The sequence below is a fragment of the Flavobacterium sp. B330r genome (genome assembly GCF_056824325.1).
Window position 1 is genome coordinate 1028567 of sequence record NZ_CP124860.1, and the last position, 18484, is coordinate 1047050.

An 18484-nucleotide genomic window follows, 5' to 3' on the forward strand; every position below is an offset into this window, starting at 1 on the left:
AAAACTAACAAAACGAAATCATCATCATCAATCAAATCAAAAATAATCAGTAAAAAAATCATGAAATTAAAATTCTTTCTGTTTGCGTTATTAGGTATAATCGCAACTGCACAGGCCCAGAATACTGGAAGTATTACTGGAAAAATTACAGAAAAGTCGAACAACGCGCCGATTTCTTATGCAACGGTTTCGCTTAAAGAAAATGGAAAAGTGGTTTCTGGAGTAAATACAGACGATAACGGGGACTATTCATTTAAAAACATTGCTTTAAAAAGTTACACTATCGAGATTCAATATATTGGATTTAGAAAATATATCGGTTCTGTTCTTTTGAGCGAAAACAAAAAAAGTGCCACTTTAAATGTTTCTCTTGAAGAAGAAGCAACGCAATTAAAAGGGGTTAACATTATCGCAGAACGTTCTACAATCGAACAAAAAATTGATAGAAAAGTAGTTAACGTTGGTAAGGATTTGACAACTGCTGGAGCTTCGGCATCTGACATTATGAACAATATTCCTTCTGTAAATGTGGATCAGGACGGAAAACTTTCACTTCGCGGAAATGATAATGTTCGTGTATTAATTGATGGGCGTCCGAGTAATATTGACCCTGCTCAATTGTTAAAACAAATTCCGTCAACTTCTATCAAGAAAATTGAATTGATTACGAACCCAAGTGCAAAATACAATCCAGAAGGAATGTCTGGAATCATTAATATCATCTTACACAAAAATGCAAACACTGGTTTTAATGGAAGCTATAGTGGTGGTATTACTTTTGGTAAAACGGCAAAATACAATCAATCTTTAGATTTAAATTACAAAACAGGGAAAGTAAATTTCTTTGGAAATGTGGGGCAAAACTTTGGTACTTACCAAAACACAGGATTCATCCAAAGATTTGATCAAGATATAGTTCAAAATATAGCTGTTTTGAATGATAATGATTCTTACTTATACAAAATAGGAATGGATTATTTAATTGATGACCATAACACCTTGTCTATCTACACCAATCAAAACAAATCTAACGGAAAAGGTTTTGTAGACACTGATATTGATTACAATAATGTAACCGGTTCTGATATTTCTAATATCTTTCAGAAATCTAGCTATTGGGGACCTGATAGAGTTGGAACATACAATTTGGCATACAAACACATCTTTAAAAAAGAAGGTCACACTTTAGATTTTGAAGCAAATTATAGTGATAATAAAGAAACTCAAAATGCTGCTTTTGACACTAAAACGACCAAAATTGACAATACTGCTTCGGGTATTGTATATAATGATTTTCTGCAAGGAACTAGAAAGTTAAGTACTGTAAACGTAGATTATGTTAATCCGTTAAACGAAAAAACAACCCTTGAAGCTGGAGCTGAGGCAAGAATCACGAGAACAGATAACGATTATGTGACTGGAAATCCTTTGTTACCAGTAGCAGATCAAACGTCTCATTATACGTATGACACAGATATTTATTCTGCTTATGTAACATTTGGACAGAAATACAAAAAGTTTAGCTATCAATTGGGTGCGCGTTTTGAAAGCTATAAAGTACAAGCTAACTTAAATTATGGCCAAACTAAATTTGATGATGATTATATTACATTGTATCCATCAGCATATTTAACGTATAATTTGAATGAGAAAAACACGTTGCAGTTTAGCTACAGCCGTCGTGTAGACCGTCCGAGTTTAGAACAGACAAAACCTATTCGTGAATTTGCTACTCCGTTAGTTACTTCATTAGGAAATCCTGAATTAAGACCTCAGTTTACCAACTCAGTTGAAGTAAATTATACTAAAACTCTTGAAAAAGGAAGTTTTACAACTGGAGTTTTTGTGAGAAGTATTAATGACCAAATCAGCAGAATTTTATATCCTGATCCAGCAGATCCGAGCATGGAAAAACAAATCATGAGTTTTACCAACTACGATCACAACACAGCTTACGGATTTGAAGTTTCTTTTAATTATAAAATCACAAAATGGTGGGATATCCAGCCATCGATTGATTTCTCAAGTATTAATCAGCAAGGTATTGTATTCCAATACGATCCTGCAACAAATACAAGTAATCCAATCGATAGAAAAATTACTGTTGCCGCTTTCAACGGACGTATGAACTCTAATTTTAAAGTAAACAAACGTTTAAGTTTCTTAGCTTTCGGATTCTATAGAGGTGCTACAGACGGACTTCAAAACAACAGCCACGAAATGTATAAAATGGATATTGGTACACGTTATACCTTATTGGACAACAAAATGAATTTAAGCGTTCGTTTCAATGACGTTTTCAATACAATGAAATATGCTTTTGATACCATGTATCCTTATCCTCAAGCAGGTCAGTTTAAATGGGAGAGCCAAACGGTTTACTTTGGTTTGACTTATAACTTTGGAGGTGGAAAAATCAAAAATTTACAGCGTAAACAAAGAGATGACAATACTAACAAAGGCGGGGGCGGAATGTTCTAATCTTGTCTGAGAAAATTTTTTAAATAATTTTTTGAATAATTTCTTGTAGAAAAAAAGTCTGGAGATTGCCACCTCCAGACTTTTTTTGTTTTATTCTATTCTATAAAAAGTTACGCAACTCCTTTATTTCTTCTGGATTTGCAGTTTCAGAATTATCTGTGATTGCTGAAGAATGATAAAAAGTGAGATCTAATTTTTCTTGCAACAGTTTGATATTTGAAGATCTTAAACCTCCTCCTGGCATAATTTCAATTCTGTCTCCCGCTAGTTCTTGAAGCCTTTCTAGAGCCAAAATTCCTTCTTCTACATTTACACCTTGACCTGAAGTCAAAATGGTTTTGAAGCCACAGTCGATTACATCTTCAAGTGCTTTTTCAGGATTTTTAACTACATCAAAAGCACGGTGAAAAGTACACGATAACGGATGTGCCAAATGCACTAATTCCTTATTCTGCTTTTTATTTACTTTTCCGTTTTCTTTTAAAATTCCGAAAACGAAACCATCAACGCCTAGTTTTTTATATTGCTTGATATCTTGTTTCATTTCGGTAAGCTCTTCGTCAGAATAGACAAAATCACCACCTCTAGGCCTTATAATAACATGCATTTTTATATTTATACTTTCGCGAACCTTTACTACCAAAATAGAGTTTGGCGTAGTTCCTCCCAGTTTCATATTTTCACATAGCTCAATTCTATCCGCACCATTTGCTTGAGCAATTACTGCCGATTCATAATTGAAACAAGCTATTTCTAGTTGATTTTTTTTCATTTGTATTGTATTAAAATGGCTTCGACTCCGCTCAGTCTGACAAGCTGCAAAAAAATTATGTTCAATCTTTGTCTCCCTGAGCGGAGTCGAAGGGCGCTCCTATTGGAACGTGGGCTTCGACTTCGCTCAGCCTGACAAGTCGCTTTGTTATACTAAACAAAACCGACGGCTAATTTAATACTAAACATCCTTTTTATTAAAATTTTTATGAGTTGTTTTATTCAAACATTGAGAAAGTTTTTTCAAATCCTCCCATTTATCTTTTATTATAGCTTCTTTCTTTTTTCTGCTCCAGCCTTTTACTTGCTTTTCAAATGCAATAGCTTGGATAACATCATTAAAATCTGTACAAAACACCAACTCCAAAGGCCTTTTATGAAATGTATAGCTTTCTTGATTTAAACCATAATTATGTTCATTTAGTCTTCGATTTATATCATTTGTCATTCCTGTGTAATAACTTCCATCAGAGCATTTTAAAATATAGACGTAATATCTTTTCATCATTTTTTACTTCAAAAACAATAAAAGTAAGAAATTTAATTCAAAAACATTAAGGAGAGCGTGCTAATAGAAACGCGGCTTCGACTTCGCTCAGCCTGACAAATAGAAATCTAAACATATACAGTCGTCAAAGCTTTGTCTCCCTGAGCGAAGTCGAAGGGCGTGCCTATTGGAACGAGGGCTTCGACTTCGCTCAGCCTGACAAATTAGAAATCAAGAACTTCTATAATCGTTAAAGCTTTGTCTCCCTGAGCGAAGTCGAAGGGCGCTCCTATTGGCAAATGCGTATAAAAAAACCTGCTCCCAATAAGAAGCAGGTTTAAAAAAAATATAATGTAAGATGATTATTTTACCATTTAATAATAGCACTTGCCCAAGTAAATCCACTTCCGAAGGCTGCTAAGACTACAGTATCTCCAGATTTAATTTTTCCTTGTTCCCAAGCCTCAGTTAAAGCAATCGGAATAGATGCTGCGGTTGTGTTTCCGTATTTCTGAATATTATTATGAACTTGGTCGTCCGTCAATTTAAATTTATTTTGAATGAATTGAGAAATTCTCAAATTCGCTTGATGCGGAATCAACATATCAATATCTGAAACCTGAAGACCATTTGCTTCCAATCCTTCATTGATTACTTCAGCAAAACGAACTACAGCATTTTTAAATACAAATTGTCCGTTCATATACGGGTAATAACTTTCATCATTCGGATCATTATCTGCAATAATATCTGTTACCCAACGCGCTCCCATTCCTGGCGCTTGCAAAGCCAATTCTTCTGCATGTTCTCCTTCAGAATGCAAATGCGTAGATAAAATTCCTTTGCTTAAATCTTCTTCACGGCTTAAAACTGCAGCTCCTGCTCCGTCTCCGAAAATTACAGAAACTCCACGTCCGCGAGTTGTCATGTCTAAACCTGTAGAGTGAACCTCAGAACCAATAACCAAAATATTTTTATACATTCCAGTTTTAATATATTGATCTGCAACAGAAATTGCATAAACAAAACCAGAACATTGATTTCTAACATCTAATGCTCCAACTGTTCTTAAACCTAAATCTCTTTGAACCAGAACTCCAGGTCCTGGAAAATAATAATCTGGACTTAATGTAGCAAAAACTACAAAGTCAATATCTTCTTTGGCAACACCAGAACGCTCTATTGCAATTTTAGCTGCTTTTACTCCCATTGAAGTAGTAGTGTCTTCTCCACGGATAATGTGTCTTCTTTCCTGAATCCCGGTTCTTTCCTGAATCCATTCGTCATTGGTATCCATTATCTTAGACAAATCATCGTTAGTCACCACATTAGAAGGAACATAATATCCTAAACCAGCTATTTTTGAATGATACATATATCTATTATTATTTATTAAAAAATTGGATTGCAAATTTACGCATACTTTAAAATATACGTACACAAAATACTATTTTTTTCGTTATTAGCAATTTAATATATTCTAATTCTACGCTAACTTATTATCATTTGCTTCTTGAAAAGACAATTTTCGCATGCAAACATTGAAAAAAATTAAAAATCAGGCTCAAGATGTAACAAGACAAAACTATCTTAGACAAACATTTTGAATACCAATTACAAACCCATAAAATTCAAACTATGAAATTAAAGGTTACACTGTTTTTATTTCTAAATATAAGCTTTTTCTCTTTTGCACAGGAGAATCTAACTTATCAAAAACCTTCAAAATCTATTTTAGATTTGGCAGATTATCAAAGAGCTCCTTCCGTATCAATGGATACAAAAAAAGAGAACATGCTCTTGATGTATCGCAATACTTATAAAACGCTCGATGACCTCAATCAAGACGAAGTTCGTCTAGCTGGTTTGAGAATTAATCCGGTTACTAATATTTCAAGCACTGTAACGTATTTAATCAATCTTAAACTAAGAAAAATAAACGGGAAGGAAGAAATTCAGGTAAAAGGACTCCCTGATAATCCGAAAATATCAAACATTCTTTGGTCGCCAAACGACAAAAAAATCCTATTCTCGCATACTACCAATTCTGGTGTAGAACTTTGGGTTTTAGATGTTGCAAGCGCACAAGCAACAAAACTCACAGAAGCTAGAGTAAATGCCAATCTTGGAAATCCGTTTAACTGGTTTTTAGACAGCGAAACTATCTTAGCAAAAATGCTTCCTAAAAACAGACCGCCTCTTTTAGATTCTAAAAAAGATCTGTCTACTGGGCCGATTATTTCAAATACTTCAGGAGAAAAATCTCAAAATAGAACGTATCCCGATATGCTGAAAAATAAAAACGACGAAGCTAATTTTGAAAACTGCATAACTTCTGAATTGTATAAAGTAAAACTAAATGGAGATGCTGTTTTATACAAAGACGCCGCTATGTTTGCTGGAGAAAGAATCTCTCCAGATGGTCAGTACATTATGCTGACAACAATTCAAAAACCATTTTCTTATGTAGTTCCATTAAACAGATTTCCATCTAAAACAGTTGTTTATGATTTAAGCGGAAGAGAAATTAAAACGGTAAATGAGGTTCCTTTAAATGAAATTATGCCAAAAGGTTTTATGGCTGTTCGAAAAGGAAAAAGAGAAATGGCTTGGAGAAACGACAAACCGGCAACTTTATCTTATGTTGTAGCTTTAGACGAAGGAGATCCTGCAAACAAAGTTGATTATCGAGATGAAGTTTTTCTTTGGGATGCGCCTTTCGACAAAGAAGCTTCTTCATTAGCAAAAACTCCACAGCGTTTTAGCGATATTATTTGGGGGAATGACAATCTAGCGGTTCTTTCTGAAGAATGGTACGACACAAGAAGCACCAAAACATTTTTGATTAATCCATTAAACCCAAATCAGCAGCCAAAAATGATTACGGATAGAAATTCGCAAGATGTTTATTCTGATCCGGGAGTTTTTGAAACAAAAAAGAATGCTTACAATAAATATGTTTTAGCAATCGAAAAAAACAACCTTTATAGAATTGGCGAAGGTTATACTAAAAACGGACAGTTTCCTTTTGTAGACGAATTCAATGTAGAAACTTTAAAATCAAAACGTATTTATACTTCTCCTTATAAAGATAAAAAAGAGGATATTTTAGAAATTGAAGATTTCAAGTCTGGGAAAATCTTAGTTATGATTCAGTCAAAAACAGAATACCCAAATTACTATTTCAGAAATATAAAAAAACAAAATAGCCTAACACAAGTTACTGATTTCAAAAATCCGTTTGAAAGCATTAAAGACGTTAGCAAAGAAGTTATTAAATACAAACGTAAGGACGGATTGGAGCTTTCAGGAACTTTATATCTTCCTGTTGGTTATGATAAAACTAAAAAAGAAAAATTGCCGCTATTGATCTGGGCATATCCAGCAGAATATAAAGATAGAAATAGCGCTTCTCAATCGACTCAAAATTCAAACGAATTCACTTTCCCCTATTATGGCTCATTTGTATATTGGGTAACAAAAGGTTATGTAGTTTTAGATGACGCTGCTTTTCCAATTATTGGAGAAGGAACTACAGAACCAAACGACAATTTTATTTCGCAATTAGTAGATAATGCGGCAGCGGCGATTGATGCAGTAGATGCCTTAGGCTATATTAACCGTAAAAAAGTGGCTGTTGGAGGACATTCTTATGGAGCTTTTATGACTGCCAACTTACTAACCCATTCAGATCTTTTTGCATGCGGAATTGCGAGAAGTGGTGCTTACAACAGAACATTAACTCCATTTGGATTCCAATCTGAACAAAGAAATTACTGGGAAGCGCCAGAAGTTTACAACGCAATGTCTCCATTTATGAATGCAGAAAAAATGAAAACGCCAATTTTATTAGTTCATGGAGAAGCAGACAATAATCCGGGAACTTTTACTTTGCAGACAGAACGTTATTTTCAAGCATTAAAAGGATTAGGAGCACCAGCAAGAATGGTTATTCTACCTAAAGAATCTCACGGTTATGTAGCAAAAGAAAACATTTTGCACTTGCTATGGGAACAAGATCAGTTCTTAGAAAAGTATCTGAAAAACTAAATTCATAATTTGATTCTAAAAGTAAACCCGACAAGTTTTTGAAAACTGTCGGGTTTATTATTTTAACAATTAGAAATTATCTAATTTTCTAATTGACACATTCCCTAATTACAAATAATTTAAAGCCAGGAAAACTTCTTGTTCAAGCGGCAAATCTATTTCGCTTTCAAAGAAAATCAACTGCCTTTTATAAACTGTTTCAATTAAATAATGGCTTCCTCTAAAATAAGTTCTTCTTATTTTTACCATTAATTTTGATTCTGAAACCATTTTAAATTGATGCGGATAAACTAATGTTTTATGCGCTTCGTCTGCGTAAGACAATAATAAATGAGTCGGAATTTCATTTACTTCTCCAAACAAAGATGCCACATATTTAACCTTTGGATCTTCGTATATTTTTGAAGGATCATCTTTTACCAACACTTCTCCGCTTCTCATCACAATTGCCTGATCGGCAAAAGACAAAGCATCTGTACTATCGTGTGTTGCAATAATACACGTAATTTCTTTTTGTTTTAGATAACGAAATAAATTACGACGTAAAGCATTTTTTCTAAAAGCATCTATCTGACTAAATGGCTCGTCTAACAAAATTACTTCTGGTTCTAAAGCCAAAACTCGAACCAACGCCACTCTTTGCTGTTGTCCACCACTTAGAAATTTGGTCTTAACATTTGCAAACTGATCCATTTCTACCATTTCTAACAATTCCTGAACACGAAGCTTTTTCATGTTTGCAAAACCGTTCGAGAGAAACTTACCTACGTTTTCTGCAACTGTTTCGTATGGAGACAAATCAAAATCCTGTGCCAGATATTTCATATAAGGCATCCCTGGAATTAGATTGAACTTTGGTCCCAAGATCGGTTTATCGCCATAAAAAATTTTCCCTTCATCCAGATCGTATAATCCGTATATAAGCTTGAGTAGCGTACTTTTTCCGCAGCCACTCTCACCAATAATCGCAATATTCTGGCCTTTTTCAATAGAAAAAGAAATGTTTTTTATAACGGGGCTTTCGGTGTACGAAAAAGATATATTTTGAATGTCAAGCATGAGTTGTAATATGAGTCGTCAAATTTACAATGTTTAATTTCTAAAGTCAAAAAAAAGCTGCTTCAATTATTTGAAACAGCTTTTTTGATAATTTATTTTATTAGAAACTATTTTCCAGCTTCTGCTTTAGCGTCATTTACCATTTTGTCGTTTGCTGTAATTGAAAATTCAACACGACGGTTTTGAGCTCTACCTTCTGGAGTATCATTTGTTGCAATTGGATCTGCAATTCCTAAACCTGAAGTTTTGAAACGGCTTGATTTTAATCCTTTTGAAACTAAATAAGCTTGCACAGAAGCAGCTCTTTGTCCAGAAAGTGTTAAGTTGTATTCTGGTTTTCCAGTATTATCTGTGTAACCAAAAATTTGAATATCTGTATCTCCATAATCATTGAATACAGGAACTAATTTATCTAAATTAGCTTTTGCTTGAGCTGTTAAAGTAGATTTATTAGTATCAAAACGAACAGCGTTTTCGTTTAATGTTAAGTGAATACCTTCACCAACTCTTTCAACAGAAGCACCTGGTAAAGCTTGATCAATTTCACGAGCTTGTTTATCCATTTTATTACCGATTAAAGCTCCAGTTCCTCCACCTACAGCAGCTCCAATTGCAGCTCCTAAAGCAGCGTTTCCGCCTCGTCCGATATTATTTCCTAAAATACCACCAATAACACCACCTGCAACTACACCAATTCCGGCTCCTTTTTGCGTATTATTTGCGTTTTTTACTGAATCACAGCTTGTAAAAAAACTAGCTATAACCATTAAACTACTTAAACCTAAAACCGTTATCTTTCTCATTTTCTATATCTTTAAAATATTAATTAGCTCTTTGAAATTGGTAAACCACATCTTTTACCTGACCTCCCACATTGATATTATCAACTAACTGAAAAGAACTTTCAGTTACACCTGCAACTTTTAGCAAATAACCATCTCTAACTTTCTTCGCTTTCTCACCTGCATTAAGAATTTTCAACACAAACAAACCTTGATTGTTGATACTCCATACAATTGGCGAAGAAAATCCAGTACAACTTGGCGAAGTCAAAGCCATTGTTCCTTTATTATTATTCGAAATAAAGCTCCAAGTACTTCCAATAAAACATTTTGAATCTGCAAGATCAAATGAATTTACTTTGATATAATCAGAACCTGGGTAAGAAACATTGGTAAGTACCCAATTCCCTTTTAACGCTACTTGAGTCGATTTGTCAAGTTTTGTTGAAAGCGTAGTTGCTTCAGAAGATGAAGCTGTTGACGAAGCTGACTTACACGCAAAAAACATAGCGGCAATCAAGCATATAAAAATACTCTTCTTCATTTTGTACAATTTTTTTTAGATTAATACTTGCCTTTTTAACAATTATTGTACCACAAATATACGATTCATAAAGATATTTTTCGTTTTAGAATCTATTTATTTTCTTTCAGAATTAACATTTCCGACATTTTGTCACCCAAAATACAATTGGTATTTTATTTGAACGAATGAAAATCATCAAATTAAATCAAAAATTAAAAAATATGGCAACAGGTAAAATTAATGTTTCAGTAGAAAACATTTTTCCTTTAATTAAAAAGTTCTTATACAGCGACCACGAAATTTTCTTACGCGAGCTTGTTTCTAATGGTACTGATGCTACTTTAAAATTAAAACATCTTATTAGCATTGGTGAAGCTAAAGCAGAATACGGAAACCCAATTATTGAAGTAAAAGTCGATAAAGAAGGTAAAAAAATCCACATTATCGATCAAGGTTTAGGGATGACTGCTGATGAAGTTGAAAAATACATCAATCAGGTAGCTTTTTCTGGAGCTGAGGAATTTTTGGACAAATACAAAGACTCTGCTAAAGATTCTGGAATTATCGGACATTTTGGACTTGGTTTCTACTCTGCTTTTATGGTAGCTGAAAAAGTTGAAATCATTACAAAATCATACAAAGATGAGCCAGCGGCACATTGGACATGTGACGGAAGTCCTGAATTTACTTTAGAGCCAGCTGACAAAACTTCACGCGGAACAGAAATCATTCTTCATATTGCTGAAGATTCTCTTGAATTTTTAGATGATTCTAAAATTAGCGGTTTATTAAACAAATACAACAAGTTCATGCCTATTCCGATTAAATTCGGAACAAGAACTGAAACGCTTCCAAAACCAGAAGACGCTCCAGAAGACTACGTTAATGAAACGGTTGAAACTGACAATATCATTAACAACCCAAATCCAGCTTGGACAAAACAGCCTTCTGAATTATCTGATGAAGATTACAAAAGCTTCTACAGAGAATTGTATCCAATGCAGTTTGAAGAGCCATTATTCCACATTCATTTAAATGTAGATTATCCTTTTAACTTAACTGGTATTTTGTATTTCCCAAAATTGGGTAATGATATGCAAATCCAGAAAGACAAAATTCAGTTGTACCAAAACCAAGTTTACGTTACTGACAACGTAGAAGGAATTGTTCCTGAATTCTTGACAATGTTAAAAGGTGTTATCGATTCTCCAGATATTCCATTGAACGTTTCTCGTTCTGGTTTACAGGCAGATGGAGCTGTTAAGAAAATCTCAAACTACATTACTCGTAAAGTAGCAGATAAATTGAAAGCTTTATTTAACGAAAACCGTGCTGATTTTGAAGCAAAATGGAACGATATTAAAATCGTTTTAGAATACGGAATGCTTTCTGAAGAGAAATTCTACGAAAAAGCAGGTGCATTTGTTTTATATCCAACTGTAGATGACACTTACTTTACTTTAGAAGAATTAAAAGAAAAACTAAAAGAAAACCAAACTGATAAAGATGGTAAATTGGTAGTTCTTTATGCTGGAAATAAAGATGCGCAGCACTCTTACATTGAGGCAGCAAAAGACAAAGGCTATGAAGTATTGCTTTTAGATTCTCCTATTATTTCGCATTTAATCCAAAAAATCGAAAACGATAACAGCGGATTAACTTTTGTACGTGTTGACTCTGATCACATTGACAATTTAATCAAAAAAGAAGAAAACACTATTTCTAAACTTTCTGATGACGAAAAAGCAGCTTTAAAAACTTCTTTAGAAGCTTATATTCCAAAAGCATACAGCGTTCAATTGGAAGCTATGGATTCTCAAGCAGCTCCGTTCATCATCACGCAACCAGAATTTATGCGTAGAATGAAAGAAATGAGCCAAACAGGTGGTGGCGGAATGTTCGGAATGGGTAATATGCCAGAAATGTACAATTTGGTTGTAAACACCAATTCTGATCTAGCTTCAAGTATTTTAAATACAGAAGACAAAACGCACCAAGAGCATTTAGTTAAACAAGCTTTAGATTTAGCTAAATTATCTCAAAACCTATTAAAAGGCGAAGCGCTTACTGCTTTCGTAAAAAGAAGTTTCGAAATGATCAAATAAGCATTTAGATGCTATCTTAGTAAAAGCTGCTCAGTTTGGGCAGCTTTTTTTATTTCTCATCCCTTCAACCATAATTTTTTCTTCAAAAATTCGTTATAAAGCGCTATAGATTACCACTAAATGACCTTTATTGCAATTCAAATTTTTTATTACATTTGACTGCCTTATTAATCTAACCCAAAACAAAAAGACCCTATGAAAAAAACTGCTATTTTATTAACAACCATTTGTGCCACAGCACTTTTATATGTTTCTTGCTCAAGCGACAATAACGACCCAGCCGTTTCAACAGACTTAACCAGCATTGGAGCATCAGTTGCCATTGACACTTCAAACGAAATGGATCTTAACACCAGTCTCTTAATCAGTACAAGCACTTCAACTTCTGGAAAACCTGCCGATACACCTCCTGGAATTTGCGCAACAATTACCATTACAACGCCAAATGGAGGAAATTATCCTAAAGTCTTTTTAGCCGATTTTGGAACAGCAGGATGCAAAGACGGAAATAATTTTACGCGTAAAGGAAAACTAGAAGTAACACTTTCAGGACCAATTACAGAAACTGGAAGCAAAATGACAATTAAAAGAATTGACTATTCTATAAAAGACATCAAATTAGAGGGAACTATTGAATATACAAACACTACAACTATTCAATCTACGCCACAATGGACCAGAAAAGTTACTAATGGAAAATTAACCGATTTACAAGGAGGCGTTTATACCAATTCGGGAACTTACACTACTAAACAAACTGCAGGTGCAGACACGCCTTTAATTTTATCTGACAATGTTTACGAAATTATCGATGGCACGCATACCGTAACATCTTCAAATGGTGTAGCACTTACTTTGACAGTAAAAGAACCACTAATTAAAAAATATTCTTGTTTATTTATCTCCAAAGGACAATTAAAAGTACAAGGAGGTATTTTAAACGGAGTTATAGATTACGGAAACAATGACTGCGATGCAACTTACACTTATACGCACGAAAATGGCACTTCGTTTATTTTGTCGATGTAAACCCTTTTCTTGCATTACTTTAGTATCCCAATTTAGAAATAAATTGGGATTTATTTTTTTTATAAAAAATAAAACATAACCCCTATTTACATTTAAACTATTTTCTTTATTTTGCACCAAAATCTCAAAAACTAATGAAAAAAACACTAATTGCTTTTGTTACTCTTGCAGTATTAGCATCTTGTAGCAAAAAAGAATCAGCTGCTGATAACCTACACATCACAGGAAACATTAAAGGTTTAAAAACCGGAACTTTATATATCCAAAGAATTGTCAACACTTCTCTTGTTGCTATTGACAGCATCAAAATTGATGGAAACTCAGCTTTTGAAAGAGATATTAAATTAGAATCTCCAGAAATGCTCTATTTATATTTAGATCGAGGCGTAACAAACTCATTAGACAATAACATTTTGTTTTTTGCCGAGCCAGGAACTATCAATATCGACACCAATTTGGACAACTTCATCGCTGGTGCAAAAATTACTGGATCTAAAAACCAAGAATTATATGAGGAATACCAAAAAATCAATACTCGTTTTAGAGACGAAAACTTGTCTATGGTTGAATCAAAATTCAAAGCTTTAAAAAGACAAGATCAAAAAGCAATTGACAGCATTGACGCAAAACAACAGTCAAATATTAAAAGAAAATATTTATACGCTACAAACTTTGCCATAAACAATAAAGATCACGAAGTAGCACCTTATATTGCGTTAGCAGAGATTTACGATATCAATTTGAAGTTTCTTGATACCATTCAAAAATCAATGACGCCAAAAGTAGCACAGTCACTTTATGGAAAGAAACTAACTAAGTATGTTGCTGAAGTTAAAAAAGCAGAACAAAATGCACCAGCAGCTGCAACAACTCCAGCTCCAGCTGAATAAAACATAAAAGCAACAATGAAAAACGTCCTGAATTATCAGGACGTTTTTTTTATGCTTAAATTCAACAAAAATCCCGCAAAGCATATAAATGCTATCGCAAGCGGTTTTCAATCTTTAAAACATAATTAAATCACCACAATGCAATACGTTTCATTTAATATGCTTCCTGTGGTTGAAACCGCGAGCTATATTTGAAAAACTTCCGTAAAGAAAACCACCAATCTTTGTCGAATTCCTAGTGTAACTTCTTCTTCGCCGAAAAATTGGCATTTGGAATTTTAGAATTGAAATTTTAAAAAATGGCATAAAAAAAAACCACCACATTTCTGTGATGGTTTTTGAGCCGATAGAGGGACTCGAACCCACGACCTGCTGATTACAAATCAGCTGCTCTAGCCAGCTGAGCTACATCGGCCTATTTTGCGAGTGCAAAGATATAAATGTTTTTTAATATTCCAAAAAAAATTTCACACCTCTCTCTATAATTAAAAAAACCATTCGCCGAGGCGAATGGTTTCCGTTTTTTGAGCCGATAGAGGGACTCGAACCCACGACCTGCTGATTACAAATCAGCTGCTCTAGCCAGCTGAGCTACATCGGCGTCATTACGGGTGCAAATATAAAGCGGTTTTTCAATTTCCCAAAATAAATTTGCACTTTTTTACACTTTTTTTTGCTTATAATGCGTTGATTTTTTCAATCAATTGATTAGCAGCTTGTTCTAATTCAACATTAATTTGCTTGAAGTGTGCTTTTTTATTTTCAACGTTCTTTGCGTTCACTTTTGTAATCAAAGTATCGAATGCAGCGATAGCTTCATCGACCAAAGCATTCGTTTCTGGAGTAGGATTTCCTGTTGTTGACATCTCAAACAAGTAAACTGCCTCAATAATATCTCCTAATACGAAGTTGATGTCTTTCTTTAAATTCTTAACGTTTGCCATTTTTCTTATTATTTTAATTTGCGTCTGCAAAAGTACATATTATCTTTAAATTTAATGCTAAGAAATGTAAATTTCTAAAATTGAAGCTTTTCCGCTCAAATTAAATGCATTTATCGCAGCTGGAACCAATACAGTATCTCCTTTAATATAAGTATGCTTAAATCCGTCATATTCGATTTCGAAACTTCCTTCAATACACATATAAACCGTAAATGTTTCTCCGCTCTTAACCACTTCCACTTTGTCTTCTAAAGGAATAAAATTAGTTGTAAAATAAGGACAGTCAACAACAGTATTTGAAGTATTTACTTTAGACTCGTATTTTTTCTGCGTATCAACTTTATTATAGTTAATGGCATCTAATGCAAGATCTACATGCAATTCTCTTTTATTTCCTTGTGCATCTACACGATCAAAATCGTATAAACGATATGTAATATCAGAAGTCTGCTGAATTTCGGCAACTACTAATCCAGCTCCAATTGCGTGAACTGTTCCGGTTTCTAAGAAGAAAACATCTCCCGATTTTGCCTTCACATCATCTAAGATCGAAACCAAAGTATTATCATGCAAATGTTTCAAATATTCTTCTTTGCTAGAATCTTCTTTAAAACCAACAATAATTCTAGCATCAGCATCGGCCTGCATTACGTACCACATTTCAGTCTTTCCAAATGAATTGTGACGTTCTTTAGCCAATTTATCGTTTGGATGCACCTGAATAGAAAGATCTTCTCTTGCATCTAGGTATTTAAAAAGCAACGGAAATTGTTTTCCAAATCTTTCATAAACTTTAGTTCCTAAAATCGCATCTGGCGTTTCATCAATCAAATCCATTAACGATTTTCCTTTTAAAACTCCATTTGCAACTACACTAACATCGCCTTGTACAGTAGATAATTCCCAGCTTTCGCCAGTAATTTTAGAAACGATTGGTTTATTTAAAATAGTTTTTAATTTTTCTCCTCCCCAGATTCTTTCTTTTAAAATCGGTTCAAATTGCAAAGGGTATAGATTTTGACTCATGTTTTTAGGCTAATATATTTGTTTAATTAATTCTAATTTGATACTATTTTGGTAACCTACGATACTAATTCTTGAACAATTTCTAAGGCTTTCGGTATATGTTTTGCAGCATTTGCACTGTCAAATATCGAAATTAGCAAACCATTTTTATCAATTATATAAGTAACGCGTCCTGGCAGAAGTCCGAACAAATTATTGCGGACACCAAAAAGTTTTCTTAATCTTTTATCCTGATCAGAAAGCAAAATAAAAGGCAATTTGTGTTTAGCTGCAAATTTATGATGTGATTTTACACTATCGCTGCTAACACCAATTACCTCAGCTCCTAAATCTTTAAAATCTTCGTATTGATCCCGAAAACTGCAAGCTTCAGTTGTACAACCAGGCGTATTATCTTTTGGATAAAAGTAAATGACCACTGGCTTTCTTCCTAAAACGCTTTGGCTTTCAAAAAGTTCTCCATTGTTGTCTTTCGCAGTAAAATTCGGAACTATATCTCCTATTTTTAATGACATTTTTTATTCTCCTTTATAAGTTACAAAATTTCGTTCCGTTTCGTTCAGTACCACTTCAAGATCAAAGTCGGCATGAATTCGTTGTCTAATTTTATTCCATATCACAACAGCAATATTCTCTGCGGTCGGATTCAAATCTGCAAATTCAGGAACATCCAAATTCAGATTTTTGTGATCAAACGGAATTTCTACTTCTTCTCGTATAATATCCGCCAATACTTTCACATCTAAAACAAAACCAGTTTCCGGGTCAATTTTTCCTGTAACACTTACTGTTAAACCATAATTATGACCATGAAAGTTCGGGTTATTGCATTTTCCAAAAACGGCATCGTTTTTTTCAAATGACCAATCCTTTCGATGCAATCGATGTGCCGCATTAAAATGCGCTTTTCTTGATATGGTTACTCTCATTTATGTTTCTGGTTAGTTGGCTATAATTTATGGTCTTCTAGATAATGATCAAATTCATCAAAAATTATCTTAAACCATACGGTATAAATTTCGGGCTGTTTTTCAATATCTGCTTTAACATCTTCAATACTCATCCATTTCCAGTCTTCTACTTCGTCTGGATTTATGCTTGGTTCCTCATTATAATAACCAATCATAACATGGTCCAGTTCATGTTCTGTCAAACCGTTATCAAAAGGTGCTTTGTATATAAAATGAAACAGCTCTTTTAATTCGGCTTTAAAACCCATTTCTTCAAACAATCTTCGGCTTCCCGCTTCGATGTTGGTTTCTCCTTCTCTCTGATGACTGCAGCAAGTGTTTGTCCAAAGCAACGGAGAGTGGTATTTATGATGAGCACGCTGTTGCAGCATAATTTCGTTTTTACTATTCAAAATAAAAACCGAAAAGGCACGGTGCAAAAGCGCTTTTTCATGTGCTTCTAATTTTGGCATTAAGCCAATCTGTTCATCGTTTTGATTAACTAGTATTACGTTTTCTTCTGTCATAAGGCTTCTTAAGCAAACAAAAATACGAAAAAAGAAATGGCTTAAAAATGCTAATTCAGCTTGTCTAAAAGCAAGCCTCAGACCAAATTTCTATTTTACTGATTTACAATATTATAATTTATCCTAAAAATTTAAAAGCTGTTAAAATTAAGACATAAAAACTACATTGTCTTCTTTTACGTAACTAATAAAAAGTTAAAACACACTTAAAAAAATCTCAATAATAATAAACACTGTAATTTGAAGCTAATTCTCAACGTATCTTTGATATACAGATTAATCTACCTAAGAACTTATGAAATCTAAAAACCTAATTTTCAGCCTTTGTTTTTTGATTCCGCTATTTATTTTTCAGGCATGCGGACAAAACACAAAAAAACAAACTGCAAAAACAGCCGTTATGGAAAATAAAATCAGTAAGCCCGGAAATCCTTATTATTCAAATACCGACACAACAAAACTTAACGTAAGCAATGCCGAATGGAAAAAGGTTCTTCCAGCGGATGTGTATGCCGTAATGCGTGAAGCCGATACCGAAAGACCTTTTACAGGCAAATATTGGAATACTGACGAAAAAGGAACCTATTACTGTGCTTCATGCGGTAACTTGCTTTTTAGATCGACCGCAAAATTTTCGAGCAGCTGCGGATGGCCGAGTTTCTTTGAACAGGAAAACAAAAAAAGCATTGTTTTTAAAGAAGATAATTCTCTTGGAATGGAAAGAACCGAAACTCTTTGCGGACGCTGCGGCGGACATTTAGGACACATCTTTGACGATGGTCCAGAACCAACCGGAAAACGCTACTGCATGAATTCGATTGCTCTTGATTTTGTTCCGGATAATAAATAATCTACAA

General features: G+C 33.9%; 17 protein-coding genes and 2 tRNA genes. 6 read left to right on the top strand and 13 right to left on the bottom strand.

Annotation, left to right across the window (positions count from 1 at the left end; genetic code table 11):
* Positions 1-60: 60 nt before the first annotated feature.
* On the top strand, positions 61-2481 hold the full coding sequence (locus tag QLQ95_RS04685; protein ID WP_095929392.1) for a TonB-dependent receptor: 2421 nt from the start codon (positions 61-63) through the stop codon (positions 2479-2481).
* A 100-nt stretch (positions 2482-2581) separates the two neighbouring features.
* On the opposite strand, the gene QLQ95_RS04690 is transcribed toward QLQ95_RS04685, so the two are convergent.
* The 3 genes from QLQ95_RS04690 to QLQ95_RS04700 all read right to left on the bottom strand — a co-directional run bounded on the left by QLQ95_RS04690 (position 2582) and on the right by QLQ95_RS04700 (position 5114).
* A complete protein-coding gene (locus QLQ95_RS04690; protein WP_320493077.1) occupies positions 2582-3253 on the bottom strand; it encodes a copper homeostasis protein CutC in 672 nt (223 codons plus the stop codon).
* A 180-nt stretch (positions 3254-3433) separates the two neighbouring features.
* Positions 3434-3757 (bottom strand): GIY-YIG nuclease family protein, encoded by a 324-nt coding sequence (locus QLQ95_RS04695; RefSeq protein WP_320493314.1) that lies wholly within the window; start codon positions 3755-3757, stop codon positions 3434-3436.
* 349 nt (positions 3758-4106) lie between these two features.
* Positions 4107-5114 (bottom strand): 3-oxoacyl-ACP synthase III family protein, encoded by a 1008-nt coding sequence (locus tag QLQ95_RS04700; protein WP_248728175.1) that lies wholly within the window; start codon positions 5112-5114, stop codon positions 4107-4109.
* Between the two features lie 263 nt (positions 5115-5377).
* On the opposite strand from QLQ95_RS04700, the gene QLQ95_RS04705 reads away from it, so the two are divergent.
* The gene (locus QLQ95_RS04705; protein ID WP_482502828.1) at positions 5378-7789 is read left to right on the top strand and encodes an alpha/beta hydrolase family protein; all 2412 of its coding nucleotides are present in this window, start codon (positions 5378-5380) and stop codon (positions 7787-7789) included.
* A 108-nt stretch (positions 7790-7897) separates the two neighbouring features.
* Here the strand turns inward: QLQ95_RS04705 and QLQ95_RS04710 are convergent, their stop codons facing one another.
* The 3 genes from QLQ95_RS04710 to QLQ95_RS04720 form a co-directional block, all read right to left on the bottom strand.
* Positions 7898-8848: an ABC transporter ATP-binding protein gene (locus QLQ95_RS04710; protein ID WP_095929389.1), complete on the bottom strand. Its 951-nt coding sequence runs from the start codon at positions 8846-8848 to the stop codon at positions 7898-7900.
* A 107-nt stretch (positions 8849-8955) separates the two neighbouring features.
* A complete protein-coding gene (locus tag QLQ95_RS04715) occupies positions 8956-9651 on the bottom strand; it encodes a YiaD family glycine zipper/OmpA-like lipoprotein (RefSeq protein ID WP_095929388.1) in 696 nt (231 codons plus the stop codon).
* Between the two features lie 19 nt (positions 9652-9670).
* Positions 9671-10174, bottom strand: a complete 504-nt coding sequence (locus QLQ95_RS04720) for a lipocalin family protein (RefSeq protein WP_095929387.1) — start codon at positions 10172-10174, stop codon at positions 9671-9673.
* 203 nt (positions 10175-10377) lie between these two features.
* On the opposite strand from QLQ95_RS04720, the gene htpG reads away from it, so the two are divergent.
* The 3 genes from htpG to QLQ95_RS04735 all read left to right on the top strand — a co-directional run bounded on the left by htpG (position 10378) and on the right by QLQ95_RS04735 (position 14180).
* Positions 10378-12261, top strand: coding sequence for a molecular chaperone HtpG (gene htpG / locus QLQ95_RS04725; RefSeq protein WP_482502830.1), 1884 nt, complete (start codon positions 10378-10380; stop codon positions 12259-12261).
* 195 nt (positions 12262-12456) lie between these two features.
* Positions 12457-13290, top strand: a complete 834-nt coding sequence (locus QLQ95_RS04730; RefSeq protein ID WP_320493073.1) for a hypothetical protein — start codon at positions 12457-12459, stop codon at positions 13288-13290.
* Between the two features lie 134 nt (positions 13291-13424).
* Positions 13425-14180: a DUF4369 domain-containing protein gene (locus QLQ95_RS04735; RefSeq protein WP_482502832.1), complete on the top strand. Its 756-nt coding sequence runs from the start codon at positions 13425-13427 to the stop codon at positions 14178-14180.
* A gap of 341 nt (positions 14181-14521) precedes the next feature.
* Here the strand turns inward: QLQ95_RS04735 and QLQ95_RS04740 are convergent.
* The 7 genes from QLQ95_RS04740 to idi all read right to left on the bottom strand — a co-directional run bounded on the left by QLQ95_RS04740 (position 14522) and on the right by idi (position 17627).
* A tRNA-Thr gene (locus QLQ95_RS04740) sits at positions 14522-14595 on the bottom strand.
* A gap of 112 nt (positions 14596-14707) precedes the next feature.
* Positions 14708-14781 (bottom strand) — tRNA-Thr (locus tag QLQ95_RS04745).
* A 76-nt stretch (positions 14782-14857) separates the two neighbouring features.
* Positions 14858-15124 carry a hypothetical protein gene (locus tag QLQ95_RS04750; protein WP_111364281.1) on the bottom strand — a complete coding sequence of 89 codons (267 nt, stop codon included), beginning with the start codon at positions 15122-15124 and terminating at the stop codon, positions 14858-14860.
* Positions 15125-15181: 57 nt separating this feature from the next.
* Positions 15182-16150, bottom strand: coding sequence for a type I phosphomannose isomerase catalytic subunit (locus QLQ95_RS04755; protein ID WP_482502834.1), 969 nt, complete (start codon positions 16148-16150; stop codon positions 15182-15184).
* A 56-nt stretch (positions 16151-16206) separates the two neighbouring features.
* Complete coding sequence (locus QLQ95_RS04760) at positions 16207-16665, bottom strand: peroxiredoxin (RefSeq protein ID WP_482502835.1); 459 nt, start codon at positions 16663-16665, stop codon at positions 16207-16209.
* Between the two features lie 3 nt (positions 16666-16668).
* A complete protein-coding gene (locus QLQ95_RS04765; RefSeq protein WP_066033610.1) occupies positions 16669-17079 on the bottom strand; it encodes a 6-carboxytetrahydropterin synthase in 411 nt (136 codons plus the stop codon).
* A gap of 20 nt (positions 17080-17099) precedes the next feature.
* Complete coding sequence (gene idi / locus QLQ95_RS04770; protein ID WP_428237184.1) at positions 17100-17627, bottom strand: isopentenyl-diphosphate Delta-isomerase; 528 nt, start codon at positions 17625-17627, stop codon at positions 17100-17102.
* 295 nt (positions 17628-17922) lie between these two features.
* Between idi and msrB the strand changes: the two genes are divergently transcribed.
* Complete coding sequence (gene msrB, locus QLQ95_RS04775) at positions 17923-18477, top strand: peptide-methionine (R)-S-oxide reductase MsrB (protein ID WP_482502837.1); 555 nt, start codon at positions 17923-17925, stop codon at positions 18475-18477.
* Positions 18478-18484: the final 7 nt, after the last annotated feature.

What these genes read in the sequence shown, in the direction of transcription:
- QLQ95_RS04685 (WP_095929392.1), top strand. Translation starts at nt 61, where the DNA reads ATGAAATTAAAATTCTTTCTGTTTGCGTTATTAGGTATAATCGCAACT.
- QLQ95_RS04690 (WP_320493077.1), bottom strand. Translation starts at nt 3,253, where the DNA reads ATGAAAAAAAATCAACTAGAAATAGCTTGTTTCAATTATGAATCGGCA.
- QLQ95_RS04695 (WP_320493314.1), bottom strand. Translation starts at nt 3,757, where the DNA reads ATGAAAAGATATTACGTCTATATTTTAAAATGCTCTGATGGAAGTTAT.
- QLQ95_RS04700 (WP_248728175.1), bottom strand. Translation starts at nt 5,114, where the DNA reads ATGTATCATTCAAAAATAGCTGGTTTAGGATATTATGTTCCTTCTAAT.
- QLQ95_RS04705 (WP_482502828.1), top strand. Translation starts at nt 5,378, where the DNA reads ATGAAATTAAAGGTTACACTGTTTTTATTTCTAAATATAAGCTTTTTC.
- QLQ95_RS04710 (WP_095929389.1), bottom strand. Translation starts at nt 8,848, where the DNA reads ATGCTTGACATTCAAAATATATCTTTTTCGTACACCGAAAGCCCCGTT.
- QLQ95_RS04715 (WP_095929388.1), bottom strand. Translation starts at nt 9,651, where the DNA reads ATGAGAAAGATAACGGTTTTAGGTTTAAGTAGTTTAATGGTTATAGCT.
- QLQ95_RS04720 (WP_095929387.1), bottom strand. Translation starts at nt 10,174, where the DNA reads ATGAAGAAGAGTATTTTTATATGCTTGATTGCCGCTATGTTTTTTGCG.
- htpG (WP_482502830.1), top strand. Translation starts at nt 10,378, where the DNA reads ATGGCAACAGGTAAAATTAATGTTTCAGTAGAAAACATTTTTCCTTTA.
- QLQ95_RS04730 (WP_320493073.1), top strand. Translation starts at nt 12,457, where the DNA reads ATGAAAAAAACTGCTATTTTATTAACAACCATTTGTGCCACAGCACTT.
- QLQ95_RS04735 (WP_482502832.1), top strand. Translation starts at nt 13,425, where the DNA reads ATGAAAAAAACACTAATTGCTTTTGTTACTCTTGCAGTATTAGCATCT.
- QLQ95_RS04750 (WP_111364281.1), bottom strand. Translation starts at nt 15,124, where the DNA reads ATGGCAAACGTTAAGAATTTAAAGAAAGACATCAACTTCGTATTAGGA.
- QLQ95_RS04755 (WP_482502834.1), bottom strand. Translation starts at nt 16,150, where the DNA reads ATGAGTCAAAATCTATACCCTTTGCAATTTGAACCGATTTTAAAAGAA.
- QLQ95_RS04760 (WP_482502835.1), bottom strand. Translation starts at nt 16,665, where the DNA reads ATGTCATTAAAAATAGGAGATATAGTTCCGAATTTTACTGCGAAAGAC.
- QLQ95_RS04765 (WP_066033610.1), bottom strand. Translation starts at nt 17,079, where the DNA reads ATGAGAGTAACCATATCAAGAAAAGCGCATTTTAATGCGGCACATCGA.
- idi (WP_428237184.1), bottom strand. Translation starts at nt 17,627, where the DNA reads ATGACAGAAGAAAACGTAATACTAGTTAATCAAAACGATGAACAGATT.
- msrB (WP_482502837.1), top strand. Translation starts at nt 17,923, where the DNA reads ATGAAATCTAAAAACCTAATTTTCAGCCTTTGTTTTTTGATTCCGCTA.